15 protein-coding genes are annotated in these 15,710 nt (G+C 51.0%); 14 read left to right on the forward strand and 1 reads right to left on the reverse strand.

The features are described from left to right. Nucleotides 1-11: 11 nt before the first annotated feature. Complete coding sequence (fur, locus tag Q8K39_RS02585) at nucleotides 12-440, reverse strand: ferric iron uptake transcriptional regulator (protein WP_186952138.1); 429 nt, start codon at nucleotides 438-440, stop codon at nucleotides 12-14. A gap of 111 nt (nucleotides 441-551) precedes the next feature. Here fur and Q8K39_RS02590 point away from each other — a divergent pair, with 111 nt between their 5' ends. From Q8K39_RS02590 to Q8K39_RS02655, 14 genes are all read left to right on the forward strand, one after another. Then, the gene (locus Q8K39_RS02590; protein WP_305258166.1) at nucleotides 552-1,079 is read left to right on the forward strand and encodes an outer membrane protein assembly factor BamE; all 528 of its coding nucleotides are present in this window, start codon (nucleotides 552-554) and stop codon (nucleotides 1,077-1,079) included. A gap of 12 nt (nucleotides 1,080-1,091) precedes the next feature. Beyond that, the gene (gene dapB, locus Q8K39_RS02595) at nucleotides 1,092-1,898 is read left to right on the forward strand and encodes a 4-hydroxy-tetrahydrodipicolinate reductase (protein ID WP_305258167.1); all 807 of its coding nucleotides are present in this window, start codon (nucleotides 1,092-1,094) and stop codon (nucleotides 1,896-1,898) included. A gap of 24 nt (nucleotides 1,899-1,922) precedes the next feature. Further along, the gene (locus Q8K39_RS02600) at nucleotides 1,923-2,585 is read left to right on the forward strand and encodes a MotA/TolQ/ExbB proton channel family protein (RefSeq protein ID WP_370868545.1); all 663 of its coding nucleotides are present in this window, start codon (nucleotides 1,923-1,925) and stop codon (nucleotides 2,583-2,585) included. 15 nt (nucleotides 2,586-2,600) lie between these two features. Then, the gene (locus Q8K39_RS02605) at nucleotides 2,601-3,044 is read left to right on the forward strand and encodes a biopolymer transporter ExbD (RefSeq protein ID WP_305258169.1); all 444 of its coding nucleotides are present in this window, start codon (nucleotides 2,601-2,603) and stop codon (nucleotides 3,042-3,044) included. Nucleotides 3,045-3,186: 142 nt separating this feature from the next. Further along, on the forward strand, nucleotides 3,187-5,823 hold the full coding sequence (gene leuS / locus Q8K39_RS02610) for a leucine--tRNA ligase (RefSeq protein WP_305258170.1): 2,637 nt from the start codon (nucleotides 3,187-3,189) through the stop codon (nucleotides 5,821-5,823). Between the two features lie 45 nt (nucleotides 5,824-5,868). Beyond that, on the forward strand, nucleotides 5,869-6,378 hold the full coding sequence (gene lptE, locus Q8K39_RS02615) for an LPS assembly lipoprotein LptE (RefSeq protein WP_305258171.1): 510 nt from the start codon (nucleotides 5,869-5,871) through the stop codon (nucleotides 6,376-6,378). A 1-nt stretch (nucleotide 6,379) separates the two neighbouring features. Next, entirely contained in the window at nucleotides 6,380-7,399 is a 1,020-nt protein-coding gene (gene holA / locus Q8K39_RS02620; protein ID WP_305258172.1) for a DNA polymerase III subunit delta, read from the forward strand. A gap of 118 nt (nucleotides 7,400-7,517) precedes the next feature. Continuing rightward, nucleotides 7,518-8,783 (forward strand): glutamate-5-semialdehyde dehydrogenase, encoded by a 1,266-nt coding sequence (locus Q8K39_RS02625; protein ID WP_305258224.1) that lies wholly within the window; start codon nucleotides 7,518-7,520, stop codon nucleotides 8,781-8,783. 29 nt (nucleotides 8,784-8,812) lie between these two features. After that, nucleotides 8,813-9,235 carry a CopD family protein gene (locus Q8K39_RS02630; protein WP_186952145.1) on the forward strand — a complete coding sequence of 141 codons (423 nt, stop codon included), beginning with the start codon at nucleotides 8,813-8,815 and terminating at the stop codon, nucleotides 9,233-9,235. A gap of 222 nt (nucleotides 9,236-9,457) precedes the next feature. Further along, complete coding sequence (locus tag Q8K39_RS02635) at nucleotides 9,458-10,672, forward strand: class I SAM-dependent RNA methyltransferase (RefSeq protein ID WP_305258173.1); 1,215 nt, start codon at nucleotides 9,458-9,460, stop codon at nucleotides 10,670-10,672. A gap of 111 nt (nucleotides 10,673-10,783) precedes the next feature. Next, nucleotides 10,784-12,265, forward strand: coding sequence for an NAD-dependent succinate-semialdehyde dehydrogenase (locus Q8K39_RS02640; protein ID WP_186952146.1), 1,482 nt, complete (start codon nucleotides 10,784-10,786; stop codon nucleotides 12,263-12,265). 98 nt (nucleotides 12,266-12,363) lie between these two features. Next, complete coding sequence (locus Q8K39_RS02645; protein ID WP_186952147.1) at nucleotides 12,364-13,599, forward strand: multidrug effflux MFS transporter; 1,236 nt, start codon at nucleotides 12,364-12,366, stop codon at nucleotides 13,597-13,599. Nucleotides 13,600-14,002: 403 nt separating this feature from the next. Beyond that, on the forward strand, nucleotides 14,003-15,061 hold the full coding sequence (locus tag Q8K39_RS02650; RefSeq protein ID WP_186952148.1) for a porin: 1,059 nt from the start codon (nucleotides 14,003-14,005) through the stop codon (nucleotides 15,059-15,061). A 204-nt stretch (nucleotides 15,062-15,265) separates the two neighbouring features. Continuing rightward, a complete protein-coding gene (locus tag Q8K39_RS02655; protein ID WP_305258174.1) occupies nucleotides 15,266-15,709 on the forward strand; it encodes a hypothetical protein in 444 nt (147 codons plus the stop codon). Nucleotide 15,710 lies beyond the last annotated feature (1 nt).

Consider the following 15,710-nt stretch of genomic DNA (forward strand, 5'->3'; position numbering starts at 1 on the left):
TGAGGTTTGACTTATCCCTTGTGTTCGCAATTCGGCTTGGTGCAATTGCCATAAATCGCTAGCGCATGCTCAGCAATCTTGAAACCGCGGTCGAGGGCCACAGTTTGCTGGCGCTGTTCGATCTCTTCATCAAAAAATTCTTCTACACGGCCACAGTCGAGGCAGACCAGGTGATCATGATGTGAACCTTCATTCAATTCAAAAATGGCTTTGCCAGTTTCAAAATGATTGCGGTTTAACAGGCCGGCCTGTTCAAACTGGGTCAGCACGCGGTATACCGTTGCCAGGCCAACATCCATATTTTCATTCAGCAGGATCTTATACACATCTTCTGCTGTCAGATGACGTACCCGGCTGTTCTGGAAGATTTCCAGGATTTTCAGTCGGGGCAGAGTGGCTTTCAGACCGCTGGCCTTGAGGTTGGGGGTACTGTTTGTCATGTTTTCGATCAAAAAATTGCTATCTGCTTTATGATATCGGGTTTTAGGGCTTGTTGCTCAATTAAGAGGTTATCTATGCAACTGTTGTTTTCAAAAGTAACACGGAAGAAGATGAGCCGCGTAGCGGGCCTGGCTTTGCTGGCGTCTCTGACTGCAGCATGTACGTCTCCACTGGGTATATTGTCGTCCGCTGACAAGACTTCAGTATATGCAACTTCGGGCACGCCGAGTGACACTAATGGTGCGCAAGTGGTAGAACCTAGCGGTTTTGCCAAGATACTGACTTTCATTTCGCCTTATCGCGTTTCCATACAGCAAGGAAACTTTGTTTCTCAGGAAATGGTGGCCCAATTAAAAGAAGGCATGACGCGCGAGCAAGTGCGTTTTGTACTGGGCACGGCCTTGCTGACAGATATGTTCCATGAAGACCGCTGGGATTATCCTTTCCGCCTGATCAAGCCAAATGGCGAACGCATTACCAGCCGGGTTTCTGTGTATTTTAAAAACGGTACGGTTGCCAAGTTCGAAGGTGGTAATTTGCCAACGGAAAAAGAATACCTGGCTCGCATTACTGAGTCAGCCCTGGGCTTGAATCGTGTGCAATCGATCGTGGAAACCGACGCTCCGAAGAAAAAATAGAAATAAACTAACATGACAGCACTCAAAATTGCCGTGGCCGGCGCTTCTGGCCGTATGGGGAAAATGCTGGTCGAAGCGATCAGTAATGCCGATGATATGGTGTTGGTTGGCGCGCTGGACGTGCTAGCCTCACCGGCGCTGGGGACAGATGCTGCTGCCAGTTTGGGCAAGCCATCGGGTGTCGCCATTACTGCTGATCTGGCGGCAGGACTGGCGAATGCCAGTTATCTCATCGATTTCACCCGTCCTGAAGGTACGCTCAAGCATCTTGAATATTGTGCCGCACATGGCATCAAAATGATCATAGGCACTACAGGTTTTGATGATGCTGGCAAGGCAGCGATTGCCGCTGCTGCAGAAAAAACGGCCATCGTATTCGCGCCGAATATGAGTGTGGGCGTGAATGTCACCATGAAATTGCTGGAAATGGCAGCCAAAAGCTTTGCCGAGGGCTATGACATAGAAGTCGTCGAAGCCCACCACCGTTTCAAGGTCGATGCACCTTCCGGCACTGCCCTGAAAATGGGAGAAGTCATTGCCGATGCCCTGGGCCGTGACCTCAATGAAGTGGGTGTATTTGCCCGCGAAGGCGTGACAGGCGAACGCGATCCATCGTCCATCGGCTTTGCCACCATCCGTGGCGGCGACATCGTTGGCGACCATACGGTCCTGTTTGCCGGCATTGGTGAGCGTGTGGAAATCAGCCACAAATCATCCAGCCGTGTGACTTATGCGCATGGCAGCTTGCGTGCCGCACGTTTCCTCGAAAACAAGTCGGTGGGCTTGTTTGATATGTACGATGTGCTGGGTTTGCGTTAATCTGTTTGCATAGTAGCTATTGGCATAGACATGAATTCTGCAATTGCACATTATTGGGAACAGGCCGATGCCATGGGGCATCTGGTCGGCTGGCTATTATTGTTGATGTCAGTGCTTAGCTGGACGCTGATAATGATGAAAACCTGGAGTTTTTGGCGCATCCGTAAAGCCGCGCCTGCCTTGCATACATTCTGGCGCGCTCCCAGCATGGCCGATGCCTTGTCTTCCCTGCGTCTGGCTGATCAGTCCAAGGTCTTTATCAGTCTGGCAGAAGCTGCCCATGCTGCCAGCGATGCAACACAACGCAGTGCCACGCTGTCAGCCAATACCGGGCTCAGTGAAATTTTGACGCGCAGCCTGCGCCAGGAATTGCAAGGGCTGACCGTCAGGCTGGAAACTGGTTTAAGCTTTTTGGCATCAGTAGGTGCAACCGCCCCCTTTGTTGGTTTGCTGGGGACGGTGTGGGGTATTTACCGTGCCCTGACTGCGATCTCTTCGAACGGCCTCGTGCAAATCGATCAGCTGGCCGGACCAGTGGGCGAGGCCTTGATCATGACTGCCCTGGGTTTGCTGGTGGCAATACCTGCCGTGCTGGCCTATAACGCTTTTAACCGCATCAACCGGATTACCCTGGCTGAACTTGATGGCTTTGCCTTTGACTTGCATGCTCACATGAGCAAGTCTTGATATTTATATTAAAAGATGACATTCGGTCAATTTCATACGCCGCGCGAATCTTCTTCCCGTCCTTTGACTTCGATGGCGGACATCAATGTCACCCCCATGGTTGACGTCATGCTGGTCTTGCTTGTCATTTTCATCATTGCAGCACCTTTCATGACACATGCGGTCAAGCTCGATTTGCCACAGGCGCAATCTGAAGCTGCGCCAGAGCAAGCTGATACAGTCAGTATTTCATTTGACGCCGATGGCATCCTTTACTGGAATAACCAGGTACTGGCCATGATGGAGCTGGAGTCAAAACTGGCTGTACAGGCAAAAAAGAACAAGCAGGCCGAAATACAGTTACGGGCTGACAAAGCCACCCGCTATGAAATTATCGCCAAGGTCATGGCTGCTGCACAATCCCAGGGCATGGCGAAGATTTCTTTCGTCACTGACAGCAAGCAAGCTAAAAAGCCCTGATGGTCTGCTGGTACTCAAAGCCAGCGATCCTCTCTTAATTCACACTGTCAGCCTTGGCCAGCAAGGCTTTCCTCAATAATGTGTCTGAACCAGTTATAATCAAAGGTTCTGAGTCATTTTCGCTTCTACTTCTGCTTACGCCATGCAAGAAAAATACACGCCCTCTGACGTCGAACAATCGGCGCAATCCCATTGGAAAAAGATCGATGCCTATAAGGCAGTAGAAAACAATCCACGTTTTCCTAAAGGCAAGTACTACGCTTGCTCCATGCTGCCTTACCCATCTGGCAAGTTGCACATGGGCCACGTGCGCAATTACACGATCAACGACATGCTGGCACGCCAGTTGCGCATGAAGGGCTATAACGTCCTTATGCCCATGGGCTGGGATGCATTTGGCCTGCCAGCAGAAAATGCAGCGATTGCCTATAAAAAGTCGCCAGCAGAATGGACTTACTCGAATATTGAAGACATGAAGTCGCAAATGCAGCCCCTGGGCCTGGCATTTGACTGGACGCGTGAAGTTGCAACCTGCGACCCTGATTACTACCGCTGGAACCAGTGGCTGTTCCTGAAGATGCTGGAAAAAGGCGTCGCTTACAAAAAAACTCAGGTTGTGAACTGGGACCCAATTGATCAAACCGTGCTGGCGAATGAGCAGGTGATTGATGGCCGCGGCTGGCGCTCAGGTGCTCTGGTAGAAAAGCGCGAAATCCCTGGCTACTACTTTGGCATCACCCAATATGCAGACGAATTGCTGAACAGCATCGACGATCTGGACGGCTGGCCTGAGCAAGTACGTACCATGCAGCGTAACTGGATAGGCAAGAGCGAAGGCGTACGCTTTGCTTTTCCACATCAGATCGCTGACGAAACTGGCGCGCTGGTACAAGATGGCAAAATGTATGTGTTTACTACCCGTCCTGACACCATCATGGGCGTGACTTTCTGCGCAGTAGCGGCAGAACATCCTATCGCCACGCTGGCAGCAAAGAATAATGCAACACTGGCAGCCTTCATCGAAGTATGTAAAGCCGGTGGCACGACAGAAGCCGAAATGGCTACCAAGGAAAAAGAGGGCATGCCTACTGGCCTCTTCGTGACTCATCCTTTGACTGGCGAGCAAGTCGAAGTCTGGGTTGGTAACTATGTCTTGATGACCTATGGCGATGGCGCAGTCATGGGCGTGCCTGCGCATGATGAACGCGATTTTGCTTTCGCGAAAAAATACAATATCGCCATCAAGCAAGTAGTGGCTATCGAAGGTGAAAGTTTCACGACTGACGTATGGGCAGAATCCTATGGCGACAAACAGCGTGGCGTCACCGTCAATTCCGGCAAGTATGATGGCCTGAGCTTCAAGGCTACTGTTGATGCAGTAGCAAATGACCTGGTGGCCAAAGGTCTGGGCGAAAAGAAAACCACCTGGCGTTTGCGTGACTGGGGTATTTCCCGTCAGCGTTACTGGGGTACACCCATCCCTATCATCCACTGCGACAGCTGTGGTGATGTGCCTGTGCCATATGAAGATTTGCCAGTGGTATTGCCAACTGACTGCATCCCTGACGGTTCTGGCAATCCGTTGAAGCAGCGTGAAGATTTCCTGAATGTGCCTTGCCCTAAATGCGGCAGCCCGGCACACCGTGAAACCGACACTATGGACACTTTCGTTGATTCCAGCTGGTATTTCATGCGTTATACCTGCCCGGATGCAACGACGATGGTCGATGAACGCAATGATTACTGGATGGCGATGGACCAGTACATAGGCGGTGTCGAACATGCGGTTTTGCATTTGCTGTATGCGCGCTTCTGGACCAAGGCCATGCGTGACCTGGGTCTGGTCAAGATCGATGAACCTTTCAAGAACTTGTTCACCCAAGGCATGTTGCTCAACGAGTCTTACTATCGTGAAGATGTCAGCGGCAAGAAGATCTGGTTCTATCCGAATGAAATTGAAGTCCAGCATGATGACAAAGGTCGTCCAGTTTCGGCATCGCTGAAAAGCGATGGTCAACCTGTGCAAATGGGCGGCATCGAAAAGATGTCCAAGTCCAAGAACAATGTGGTCGAACCGAAAGACATTATCGAGCAGTTCGGCGCTGATACCGCACGTCTGTTCACCATGTTTGCCGGTCCTCCGGATCAAAGTGCTGCCTGGAGCAACAGCGGTGTAGAAGGGGCATCACGTTACCTGCGCCGCCTGTGGGCTTCTGCATTGAAACTGTCTGGCGCGATTGCTGCTGGCGCTGTTGCACCTACTGCACCTGCTTCGTATGCAAATGACGTCAAGGCCCTGCGCCGTGAAGTACATTTGACGCTGAAGCAGATTGATGCCGACTATGATCGCCTGCAATACAACACCGTTGTCTCTGGCGCGATGAAGTTGCTCAATACCATAGAGTCCTTCAAGTCAGAAGCCGAAGGCAGCGCCGCAGCTTTGCGCGACGCTTTCAGCATCTTGCTGCGTGGCCTGTATCCGGTATGTCCGCATATTACCCATGTACTGTGGCAGGAACTGGGTCTGGCGACAGAGCTTGGTGAAATCATCGATGCGCCGTGGCCACTGGTAGATGAAGCTGCTTTGGTGCAGGATGAAATCGAGCTGATGGTACAAGTCAATGGCAAACTGCGCGGCAGCATCAAGGTCGCCAAGGATGCTGACAAGGCAACCATAGAAGCGACTGCCCTGGCTAATGAAAGCGTACAGAAATTCATGGAAGGCGCAGCCAAGAAAATTATCATCGTGCCTGGCAAGCTGGTGAATATCGTTGCCTGAAGATAGTCATTGAAAAATACTTCTATTAGTAACAGGGAAAACCACATGCAAGCAAAGTATGTAAAGCGTCTGCAATGGCTGGCAGCCATCATGTCCATCATGTTGTTGTCGGCCTGTGGCTTTGCTCTGCGTGGTCCGGTGGCATTGCCATTCAAGAGCATTTATATAGGTTTGCCTGAGGCTTCAGCTTTGGGAGGCGAATTGCGCCGCCATATCCGTGCCAATGGTCAGACCCAGATCATGTCGGATGCCAAGGCTGCTCAGGTGGTATTGGAAGTGCTGGCCGAAACCAGGGACAAGCAAATCCTGTCCCTGAATAGCCAGGGCCGCGTGCGTGAATACAATTTGATTTATAACTTTCGCTTCCGCGTCCGCAATAGCGTAGGCAAGGAATTCCTGGAGCCAGTAGACATACAGCTCAAGCGTAATATCAGCTTTAATGAAACCCAGGTATTGGCGAAAGAGGCAGAAGAAGTCTTGCTGTACCGTGATATGCAAAGTGACCTGGTGCAGCAAATCATGCGTCGCCTGGCCGTTGTAAAGATGGACGATTAATATGCAATTACGCTTCGATGCCCTTGATGGCCATCTGGCGAAAACACTGGCGCCACTGTATGTGATCACCAGTGATGAGCATTTGCTGGCGCTGGAAGCGGCAGACAAAATACGCCGCACCGCAAAGGCGCAGGGTTTTTACGAACGTGAAATCCTGACGGTGGAACGCAGTTTTAAATGGGGTGCCTTGCTGGCAGCGAATCAGTCGCAATCCCTGTTTGGCGATAAAAAACTCATCGACTTGCGTATCCCTACTGGCAAACCCGGCAAGGATGGTGGCCAGGCTTTACAGGATTATGTGACGAATCTGTCGCCAGATAACCTGACCCTGATCACCCTGCCCAAACTGGACTGGGCCACGCAAAAAGCCGCCTGGGTAGGCAGTTTGCAGCAAGCCGCGGTGTATATCGATATCCCGCTGGTAGAGCGCAATCAACTGCCAGGCTGGATCAACACCCGCCTGTCTTTGCAACAACAAAGCGCAGACAGGCAAAGCCTGGATTTCATTGCCGACAGGGTAGAGGGCAACTTGCTGGCGGCCCATCAGGAAATCCAGAAGCTGGCATTGCTGCATCCGCCGGGCAAACTGAGTTTTGAACAAATCCATGATGCCGTGCTGAATGTGGCACGTTATGATGTATTCAAACTCAATGAAGCCATGCTGGCCGGTGATGTAGCAAGACTGGTACGCATGTTAAATGGCTTGAAAGGCGAGGGCGAAGCATTACCCCTGGTCTTATGGGCCATGGCAGAAGAAATACGCACCCTGCTGAAATTGAAGTCTGGTATGGCACAGGGCAGGCCTTTGTCAGCCTTGCTGAAAGAATATCGCATCTGGGGACCTAGGGAAAAACTCATGGATCCTGCCTTGCGCCGCGTCAGCCTGGCAAATTTGCGGGCCGCGCTGCAAGAAGCGTCACAAGTCGATAAGATGGTAAAAGGTTTACGAGCGAAGGCATTTGCAGGTGATCCCTGGGATGCCTTATTGCAATTGGGTTTGAGGGTGGCGAAAGCAGCTTGAAAAGTTGTTTGGCCTGCATCTGATAGCAACGGTTTATCAAACTGAAATGAATTCCCTCGCCACCTTGCTGGTGGCTGATCAACGAATATGGGGGCCAGTTGGTTCTCTCAATGACGATATGGATATCAAGCACTACATGAACGCCCTCGGCATCCGTGCCCGCGCGGCATCACGCGCCATGGCCAAAGCCGATACTGCCGCCAAGAATAAGGCCCTGTCCCTGATCGCTGCCGCCATCAGGCGTGAAGCTGCCGCCTTGCGCGCCGCCAATGAGCTTGATCTCGCTGCTGCCAAAGCAGCAGGCATGGAAGCAGCCATGCTTGACCGGCTGACCCTGTCCGACAAGGCGATTGCCACTATGGCCGAAGGTCTGGAACAGATCGTCAGCCTGGCTGACCCTATCGGCGAAATCTCGAGCATGAAATACCGCCCCACCGGCATACAGGTAGGGCAAATGCGGGTGCCACTGGGTGTTATAGGCATCATTTATGAAGCACGCCCGAATGTCACAGTAGATGCGGCTGGCTTGTGTATCAAGAGTGGTAATGCCACCATCTTGCGCGGTGGCTCAGAAGCCATACATTGCAACCAGGCTTTAGCGAAACTGGTCAAGGAAGGCCTGGCCGGTGCCGGTTTGCCTGCTGACGCGGTGCAGATCGTCGAGACCACAGACCGCGCTGCTGTCGGTGAACTGATCACTATGCCGCAATATGTCGATGTCATTGTCCCGCGCGGAGGCAAGGGCCTGATTGCGCGTTTGATGCAAGAAGCGACTGTGCCCATGATCAAGCATCTCGATGGCATCTGCCATGTGTATATTGATGACAAGGCTGACCTCAAAAAAGCGGTTGACGTGGCATTCAATGCCAAGTGCCACCGCTACGGCACCTGCAACACCATGGAAACCTTGCTGGTCGCACAAGACATCGCCGCGCAAGTCTTGCCCTCACTGGCTGAACTGTATGCAGGCAAGCAGGTTGAATTGCGTTGTGACGATGCCGCCGCTGCAATTCTGGCAGGCTACCCGCATCTGGCCAAAGCAACAGAAGAGGACTGGAGTACTGAATACCTGGCTCCTGTCCTCGCCATCAAGGTGGTGGCTGATCTTGATGAGGCTATCACGCATATCAATGATTATTCATCCAAGCATACAGAATCCATTATCACAGAAGACTATAGCCGCGCCCTGCGTTTCTTGCGCGAAGTGGATTCTGCCTCGGTGATGGTGAATGCCTCCACCCGTTTTGCCGATGGTTTTGAATATGGCCTGGGTGCCGAGATTGGTATCTCGAATGACAAGCTGCATGCACGTGGCCCGGTTGGTCTGGAAGGGCTGACTTCGGTGAAGTATGTGGTTTTTGGCCACGGCGAAGTACGCCAGTAATAATGTCGCACCATTAAGGAAAGTAAGCCATGCTCTGGGTAAAAGTTTTACACATTCTGTTCGTCACATCCTGGTTCGCGGGCCTGTTTTATATGCCACGCATCCTGGTCAATCTGGCGATGGAAAATCATGCGCTCACGACAGAGCGCCTTTTGCTGATGGCGCGCAAGCTTTACCGTTTCATGACAATATTGGCAGTGTTAGCTTTGATTTTTGGTCTATGGTTATGGCTAGTCTATGGCATAGGCAAGGGGCCGGGTAATGGCTGGCTGCATGCCAAGCTGACTTTCGTGATCTTGCTGATAGGCTATCATCATGCCTGTGGCAGCTTGTTGAAAAAGTTTGAGAAGGGTGTTAACAAGCGCAGCCATGTCTGGTTCCGCTGGTTTAATGAAGTGCCGGTAATTTTGTTGCTGGCGATATTGATTTTGGTTGTCGTCAAACCTTTCTAGGGAACCTTTGATTAAGTTACTGCGCGACGCTATTTTGGGCCTGCGATGCTCGCCGTACAGTCGTACGACTGCGCTTCTTAACCCAAACTAGCGCCGCTCGCTACACTTAATCAAAGATTCCCGAGGTTTGAATGTAGAGTTGACCTGGAGTGCAGAACTCCAGGCCAACAAATGGCGGTGAATATTCACCATAGTTTTTATTAACGGATAAAGGGTACTCCTATGACGCGTTATTCTTATTTTTGCCCATGCCCACGTGGCCTGGAAATCGCCCTGGCTGAAGAGCTGGGGGAAATTGCAGCCATGGATAAAACCATGACTGTACACAATCAGGTGCCGGGTGGCGTACATTGCTCAGGTAGCCTGCATGATGGCTGGCGTATCAACCTGCATTCACGCATTGCATCGCGCGTGCTGATGCGTATGGCGCATTCTGGCTATACCAATGAAAACGATATTTACGACCTGGTGCTGGATCAGCCCTGGGAAGACTGGTTTGGTTATCACCACACCATTCGTGTCGATGTCACTGCAGTCAAGTCACCCTTGAAGAGCCTGGATTTTGCCACGCTCAAAATCAAGGATGCAATTTGCGACCGTTTTCGCGACCAGTTTACCCAACGTCCCTCAGTCAATACCAAGAACCCTGACATGCGCATCGTCGGTTTCATGGATGCGCGCAATTTCACGGTGTATCTGGATATCTCTGGCGAGCCTCTGTTCAAGCGCGGCTGGCGTATGGAAACCGGTGATGCACCCTTGCGTGAAAATCTGGCAGCAGGTTTGTTGCGTACTGCAGGCTGGAAACCTGGCACACCTTTGTTTGACCCCATGTGCGGTTCAGGCACCATCCTGATCGAAGCAGCGCAAATCCTGGCAGGCATACCGCCCGGCCTGAAGCGTGATTTTGCGTTCGAGAAAATGCATCAGTTCGATGCTGACGCCTGGGCACAGATCAAGGCCAGCGCCAAGCCACATCCTCTGCCTGCTGAACCAACGATTTTCGGCAGCGATATTTCTGGCGACATGATAGTCATGACGCGCAATAACCTTAACAAGGCAGGCATACGTTTTGACGTGCCACTCAAGCAGATAGAAGCGCAGGAAATCAAGGCACCAACGACAGAGCCAGGTATCTTGCTGACCAATCCACCTTACGGCGAGCGTATCGGTGTGCGCGGCGACAGCTCGATGGAAGATGATGACATGGCCAAAGATTTCTTCAGTGCCTTCAGTACTACGCTCAAGCAGCGTTTTGCTGGCTGGAGTGTTTTTCTGTTTACTGCTGATCTGGGTTTGCCCAAGATGCTGCGCCTGAAAGAGTCACGCAAGACACCATTCTTCAATGGCGCACTGGAATGCCGCTTGTTCCGCTTTGACATGGTGGCCGGCTTTAACCGCAGGGAAGAAGCCAAGCCTAAAGATATAGCTGAATAATTTTCATGCTGTGGCAATAAGTTACTGAAAAAACGGCCCTGTCGCAGCAGACCTGGCCGTTTTGCTTTAGGCTTGAGGCTTCACTTCAAGATTCTGCAAGGAGATGTAGTCATGGCACTGGAAGCAACAGCAAAGCATTTGAATTTGAAAGACCCATCCTTATTGCGTGACCAGGCTTACATCAATGGTGAGTGGGTCTCATGTACGGCCAGTTTTGAAGTGAATAATCCTTCCACGCTGGCAATACTGGGCACGGTTCCCAATCTGGACGCCAGTCATACCGAAGCCGCCATCAAGGCTGCGCAAGTTGCCTTTCCACTCTGGGCCGCAAAGACTGGCAAAGAGCGCGCTATGCTCATGCGTAAATGGTTTGACCTCATGATAGAAAATGCCGACGACCTGGCTGCCATCATGACGGCAGAGCAGGGCAAGCCATTGGCAGAAGCCAAGGGTGAAGTTATTTACGGTGCCAGCTTCATAGAATGGTTTGCCGAAGAAGCCAAGCGCGTATCTGGTGATGTCATGGCATCGACCTGGAGCGACAAGCGCATGGTGGTTCTGAAGCAGCCTATTGGTGTCTGCGCGTCCATCACGCCGTGGAACTTCCCTATCGCCATGATCACGCGCAAGGTGGCTCCTGCGGTCGCCGCCGGTTGCTCCATCGTTATCAAGCCAGCCGAACAAACACCTTTGTCCGCACTGGCCATGGCAGAGCTGGCGCACAGAGCTGGCATCCCCGCAGGCATCATCAATATTGTGACTGCTGACTCTGAGCAATCCATCGCTGTCGGCAAGGTCTTGTGCGATAGCCCTGTGGTCAGACATTTGTCGTTTACAGGTTCAACGCCGGTAGGCCGCATTCTCATGCGGCAATCTGCCCAGACAGTAAAAAAACTGGCGCTGGAACTGGGTGGCCATGCTCCCTTCATTGTGTTTGAAGATGCTGACCTGGATGCTGCTGTCGAAGGTGCGCTGCAATCTAAATTTCGTAATTCTGGCCAGACCTGTGTCTGTACCAATCGCTTTTATGCGCATGAATCAATTTACGATGCCTTCGTCGAAAAACTCTCAGCCGGGGCAAAAAAAATCAGGGTAGGTGATGGCTTTGGTGCTGGCATCAACCAGGGGCCGATGATCGATGCACAGGCAGTCGCCAAGGTAGAAGAACATGTGGCCGATGCCCTCAATCAAGGTGCAAGCTTACAGGCGGGCGGCAAATTGCTGGAAGCTGGCAAACTTTTTTATGAACCAACTGTGCTGTCGAATGTCACACCTGGCATGTTAATCATGAATGAAGAGACCTTTGGCCCTGTGGCCGCAGTCGTCAAGTTCAATACCGAAGAAGAAGTCATTGCCGCTGCGAATAACACCGACTTTGGCCTGGCGTCATACTTTTATTCACGCGACATAGGTCGCGTGTGGCGGGTTGCTGAAAAACTGGAATACGGCATGGTGGGTATCAACACCGGCCTGATCTCGAATGAAGTAGCACCGTTTGGCGGCGTCAAGCAATCCGGCCTGGGGCGAGAAGGCTCCAAATATGGCATGGATGAATATCTGGAAATGAAATACCTTTGTATGGGTGGTATCTGAATCGCAGCGTAGTATTCGCTTCTGGTATTCGGCCACCCAATTTGTAGTCTCATGCCTGATAGCCGCCCTGGCTATCAGGCGCAACACTGAATTTGCCCATGTCCTCTGCAACCAAGATCAGCAATGCTGGCCTGGCGACCTTACTGGCTGCTTTGGCCATGCTTGGTCCGTTTTCCATAGATACTTACCTCCCTGCCTTCCCCAACATCCAGGCTACCCTGCATGCCAGCCCACTGGAAGTACAGCAGACGCTGACGGCCTATATGCTGTCCTTTGCCGTCATGACTTTATGGCATGGCGCGCTGTCAGATGCTTTTGGCAGACGCAATGTTATCCTGGTTGCTCTGGCGGTCTTTGCCGTAGCCAGCTTTGGGTGCGCCTCGGTGCACAGTATTCATTACTTGTGGGGCTTCCGCATCCTGCAAGGCGTGTCCGCTGGTGCGGGCATGGTAGTGGGGCGCGCCATCATACGCGACTTGTATGCAGGTGCACCGGCCGAGCGTTTGCTGTCGCTGGTGACCATGATTTTCTCTATTGCGCCTGCAATTGCTCCTATCCTGGGCGGCTGGGTGGTCAGTTTCCTGAGCTGGCGGGCGATTTTCCTTTTATTGTTTGGCTATACGGTAGCCTTATGGTGGGCCAGCTACAAGTATTTGCCAGAATCTTTGCCCATGGATAAGCGCCAGCCTTTTAGTGCAGAATTTTTATGGACCAGTTATAAAAATGTCTTCAAGTCCCCACTATTCCATTTGAAAGCTGGGACGATAGCCTTTAATTTTGCCGGCCTGTTTCTCTATGTTTCAGCCGCTCCTGCTTTCATTACACAGCATTTGCATTTGGGGCCTGATCAATTCGGCTGGCAGTTTGTGCCCTCGGTAGGTGGGATTTTCTTTGGTGCACTGGCTGCCAACCGGCTGGCAGGCAGAATGACCGTGTGGAAGCAAGTCAGCATAGGATTTTGCTTTTTAATTGGGGCGTCCCTGTTTAACGTCATATTCCATTATTTTTCGCCGCCCATACTCCTGTGGTCAGTGACCCCGCTGTTTTTTTATACCTTTGGCATGTCATTGGTGGCACCAGGAGCGACCTTGCTGGTGCTGGACCTGTTCCCGAATATACGGGGCATTGTTGCCTCTTGCCAGTCTGCAACGGTGACACTGCTGGGGGCAGTCATCGCAGGCGTCGCCGCGCCTGCACTGGACCATTCTGTCCTGACATTGGCGCTGGGCCAGTTTGCCTGTGCTGGCATAGGTGCGGTCATGTGGTACACCGGTCGTGCGTACTCGCGCGCCTTAATTGCACAAAAGCAAAATGCCTGGGAATCTATAGAATAAATTCTGGCTGAATAGTCAATAAAAATCCTCGTTAATATATTGAAAAGCGAGAGAATAAATAAATTTCAAGTCAGTTACTTGAAATGCGTATTGCCAGCCTTATATAATTGGTGCTTTGCAACAATGGTGCAATATCAGGTGTGTCAGCAGATTTCCTGGTTTTTGTGTACTATTCGTTCCGCATATGCAAATAAGATATCCATCGTGTCTTTATTTTGCGAACTTATTTAAAGTGTAGCTTTCTAAACACATTGAATTCATCAAGTTGTCACTTTTCACAGGTATCGTGCCGCTTGTCATTGGATCTCTTGCTGATTCAAGGCTGTAAAACACCTGTGCTTCTGTTTTTACCGTGCTTGATGATGTTGGTAAAAACTTAACATTCATTTTTGGATACATGATAATGAAAAAATCAATTTTCGCACTCGCTCTGCTGGGTGCTTTCTCTGGCGCGGCTTTCGCACAATCTACAGTGACTATCTACGGTGTTGTAGACGTTGGCTTCCAAAGCCTGGACAACGGTACTCCAGCTGGTCGCTTCAACAAGATCCAAAGTGGTCAAGAAGCAGGTTCCCGTATCGGCTTCAAAGGCGTTGAAGATCTGGGCGGCGGTTTGAAAGCAAACTTCGTTCTGGAACAAGGCGTTCAGGTTGATACAGGCGAATCCGATCAAGGCCGTACTTTCGGTCGTCGTTCCACAGTTGGTCTGTCTGGCGATTTCGGTGCAGTTGATTTCGGTCGTGACAAGTCTCCAACTCTGAAATACTTCGACAATTTTGATCCGTTTGGCTCTGCTTTGGTTAACAACGGCAATGGCGTTCGCGCTTTGTACTTCGTTGGTGGCTCTGCAACTGTTGCTGGCGTCAATGCTAACTCCACAGGCCGCGTAAGCAATTCCGTTTTCTATTACACACCAGGTAACCTGAGTGGTTTCTCTGCTGCTGGTCAATACGGTTTCGGTGAAGCAGCAGGTAACAATTCTGCTGGTCGTTCCCTGGGCTTGACACTGGGCTACAAAGTTGATGCTCTGGAAGTTGGCTTTAACTACCTGAAAGACAGCGCGCAAGACGCTAAACTGTTCACTAACGCCAAGAAAGGTGTTTCTGTTGCAGCATCTTACAATTTCGGTGTAGCCAAGCCAGTATTCATCTATCAAAAAACGACAGATGATCTGACTTTGGAAAAGAAAGCCTATACATTGGCTGTGACAGTTCCAGTTGATGCAAACAGCAAAGTATTTGCTGGTTTCACACAAGTGAAAAACGACACTCCAGTTGCAGCAGGTAAAGTTGTTGGCGATGCAAAACAATTCGCGATTGCTTACAACTACAATCTGTCCAAGCGTACTGACCTGTACGCTGCATTTGCACGTTTGACACAAGATTCAACTTCCAGAGAGTTGGCAGCTGTTAACGGCGCATCTGTAAAAGAATTGACTGCTGGCGTACGTCACCAGTTCTAATTCCATGAAGGGCTAGTCCCTTCATGCGTTAAAAGAGAAGAGTGTCCTGTATGGGCACTCTTTTTTTTTGTGAATTCCTGCGACGTTGTAATTCCAGCGTATGCTCAATGAAAATTGCTTTGTGCTGGCAACATTCCGGATATTCCTGTCAGTCCAGTCTGGGCTTTGTTACAATGCCTATATAATTCGCTCCTGGGCTTCAACATGAAAATCACAAAAAAATCTGCATCCCTGCTGATGCTTATGCTGACTTGTACTGCAACGCAAGCAGTTTTCGCGCAAACCCCTTCCAAGGCTGATGTGCCGCCGCCTCCCAAGCTTGAGAAGCTGGAAGAAGTTTCTGACCCCAAAGGGATATCTGTCAGCAAGCCTGAGCCAAAAAACAAGATGATGGAAAAGCGCAGCAATGGCGGCAAGGTGACTGAAGTCCAGGTCAAATCAGGAAAAAGCAATTACACGGTCAAAGCTGATCCTGAAGTGGGAAATGCCCCCAAAGGAACAGTGCAGGGTGATGCCAATCGGGCAGCGCAATGGACTATCCTGGAGTTCGGTGGCAAGAAAGAAGTCAAAGAGGGTAACCCACCTGATGTTTTGGCACCCGCGCAAGCAAAATCAGCTGCAACAGCCAGTTCTGCTGCATCAAAGTAAG

Origin of the sequence: Undibacterium sp. (assembly GCF_030683615.1) — a bacterium.
Lineage (GTDB): Bacteria > Pseudomonadota > Gammaproteobacteria > Burkholderiales > Burkholderiaceae_D > Undibacterium > Undibacterium umbellatum.

Excerpts from the sequence above, each read along its gene's own strand:
- fur (WP_186952138.1), bottom strand. The coding sequence starts at position 440 with ATGACAAACAGTACCCCCAACCTCAAGGCCAGCGGTCTGAAAGCCACT.
- Q8K39_RS02590 (WP_305258166.1), top strand. The coding sequence starts at position 552 with ATGAGCCGCGTAGCGGGCCTGGCTTTGCTGGCGTCTCTGACTGCAGCA.
- dapB (WP_305258167.1), top strand. The coding sequence starts at position 1,092 with ATGACAGCACTCAAAATTGCCGTGGCCGGCGCTTCTGGCCGTATGGGG.
- Q8K39_RS02605 (WP_305258169.1), top strand. The coding sequence starts at position 2,601 with ATGACATTCGGTCAATTTCATACGCCGCGCGAATCTTCTTCCCGTCCT.
- leuS (WP_305258170.1), top strand. The coding sequence starts at position 3,187 with ATGCAAGAAAAATACACGCCCTCTGACGTCGAACAATCGGCGCAATCC.
- lptE (WP_305258171.1), top strand. The coding sequence starts at position 5,869 with ATGCAAGCAAAGTATGTAAAGCGTCTGCAATGGCTGGCAGCCATCATG.
- holA (WP_305258172.1), top strand. The coding sequence starts at position 6,380 with ATGCAATTACGCTTCGATGCCCTTGATGGCCATCTGGCGAAAACACTG.
- Q8K39_RS02625 (WP_305258224.1), top strand. The coding sequence starts at position 7,518 with ATGGATATCAAGCACTACATGAACGCCCTCGGCATCCGTGCCCGCGCG.
- Q8K39_RS02630 (WP_186952145.1), top strand. The coding sequence starts at position 8,813 with ATGCTCTGGGTAAAAGTTTTACACATTCTGTTCGTCACATCCTGGTTC.
- Q8K39_RS02635 (WP_305258173.1), top strand. The coding sequence starts at position 9,458 with ATGACGCGTTATTCTTATTTTTGCCCATGCCCACGTGGCCTGGAAATC.
- Q8K39_RS02640 (WP_186952146.1), top strand. The coding sequence starts at position 10,784 with ATGGCACTGGAAGCAACAGCAAAGCATTTGAATTTGAAAGACCCATCC.
- Q8K39_RS02645 (WP_186952147.1), top strand. The coding sequence starts at position 12,364 with ATGTCCTCTGCAACCAAGATCAGCAATGCTGGCCTGGCGACCTTACTG.
- Q8K39_RS02650 (WP_186952148.1), top strand. The coding sequence starts at position 14,003 with ATGAAAAAATCAATTTTCGCACTCGCTCTGCTGGGTGCTTTCTCTGGC.
- Q8K39_RS02655 (WP_305258174.1), top strand. The coding sequence starts at position 15,266 with ATGAAAATCACAAAAAAATCTGCATCCCTGCTGATGCTTATGCTGACT.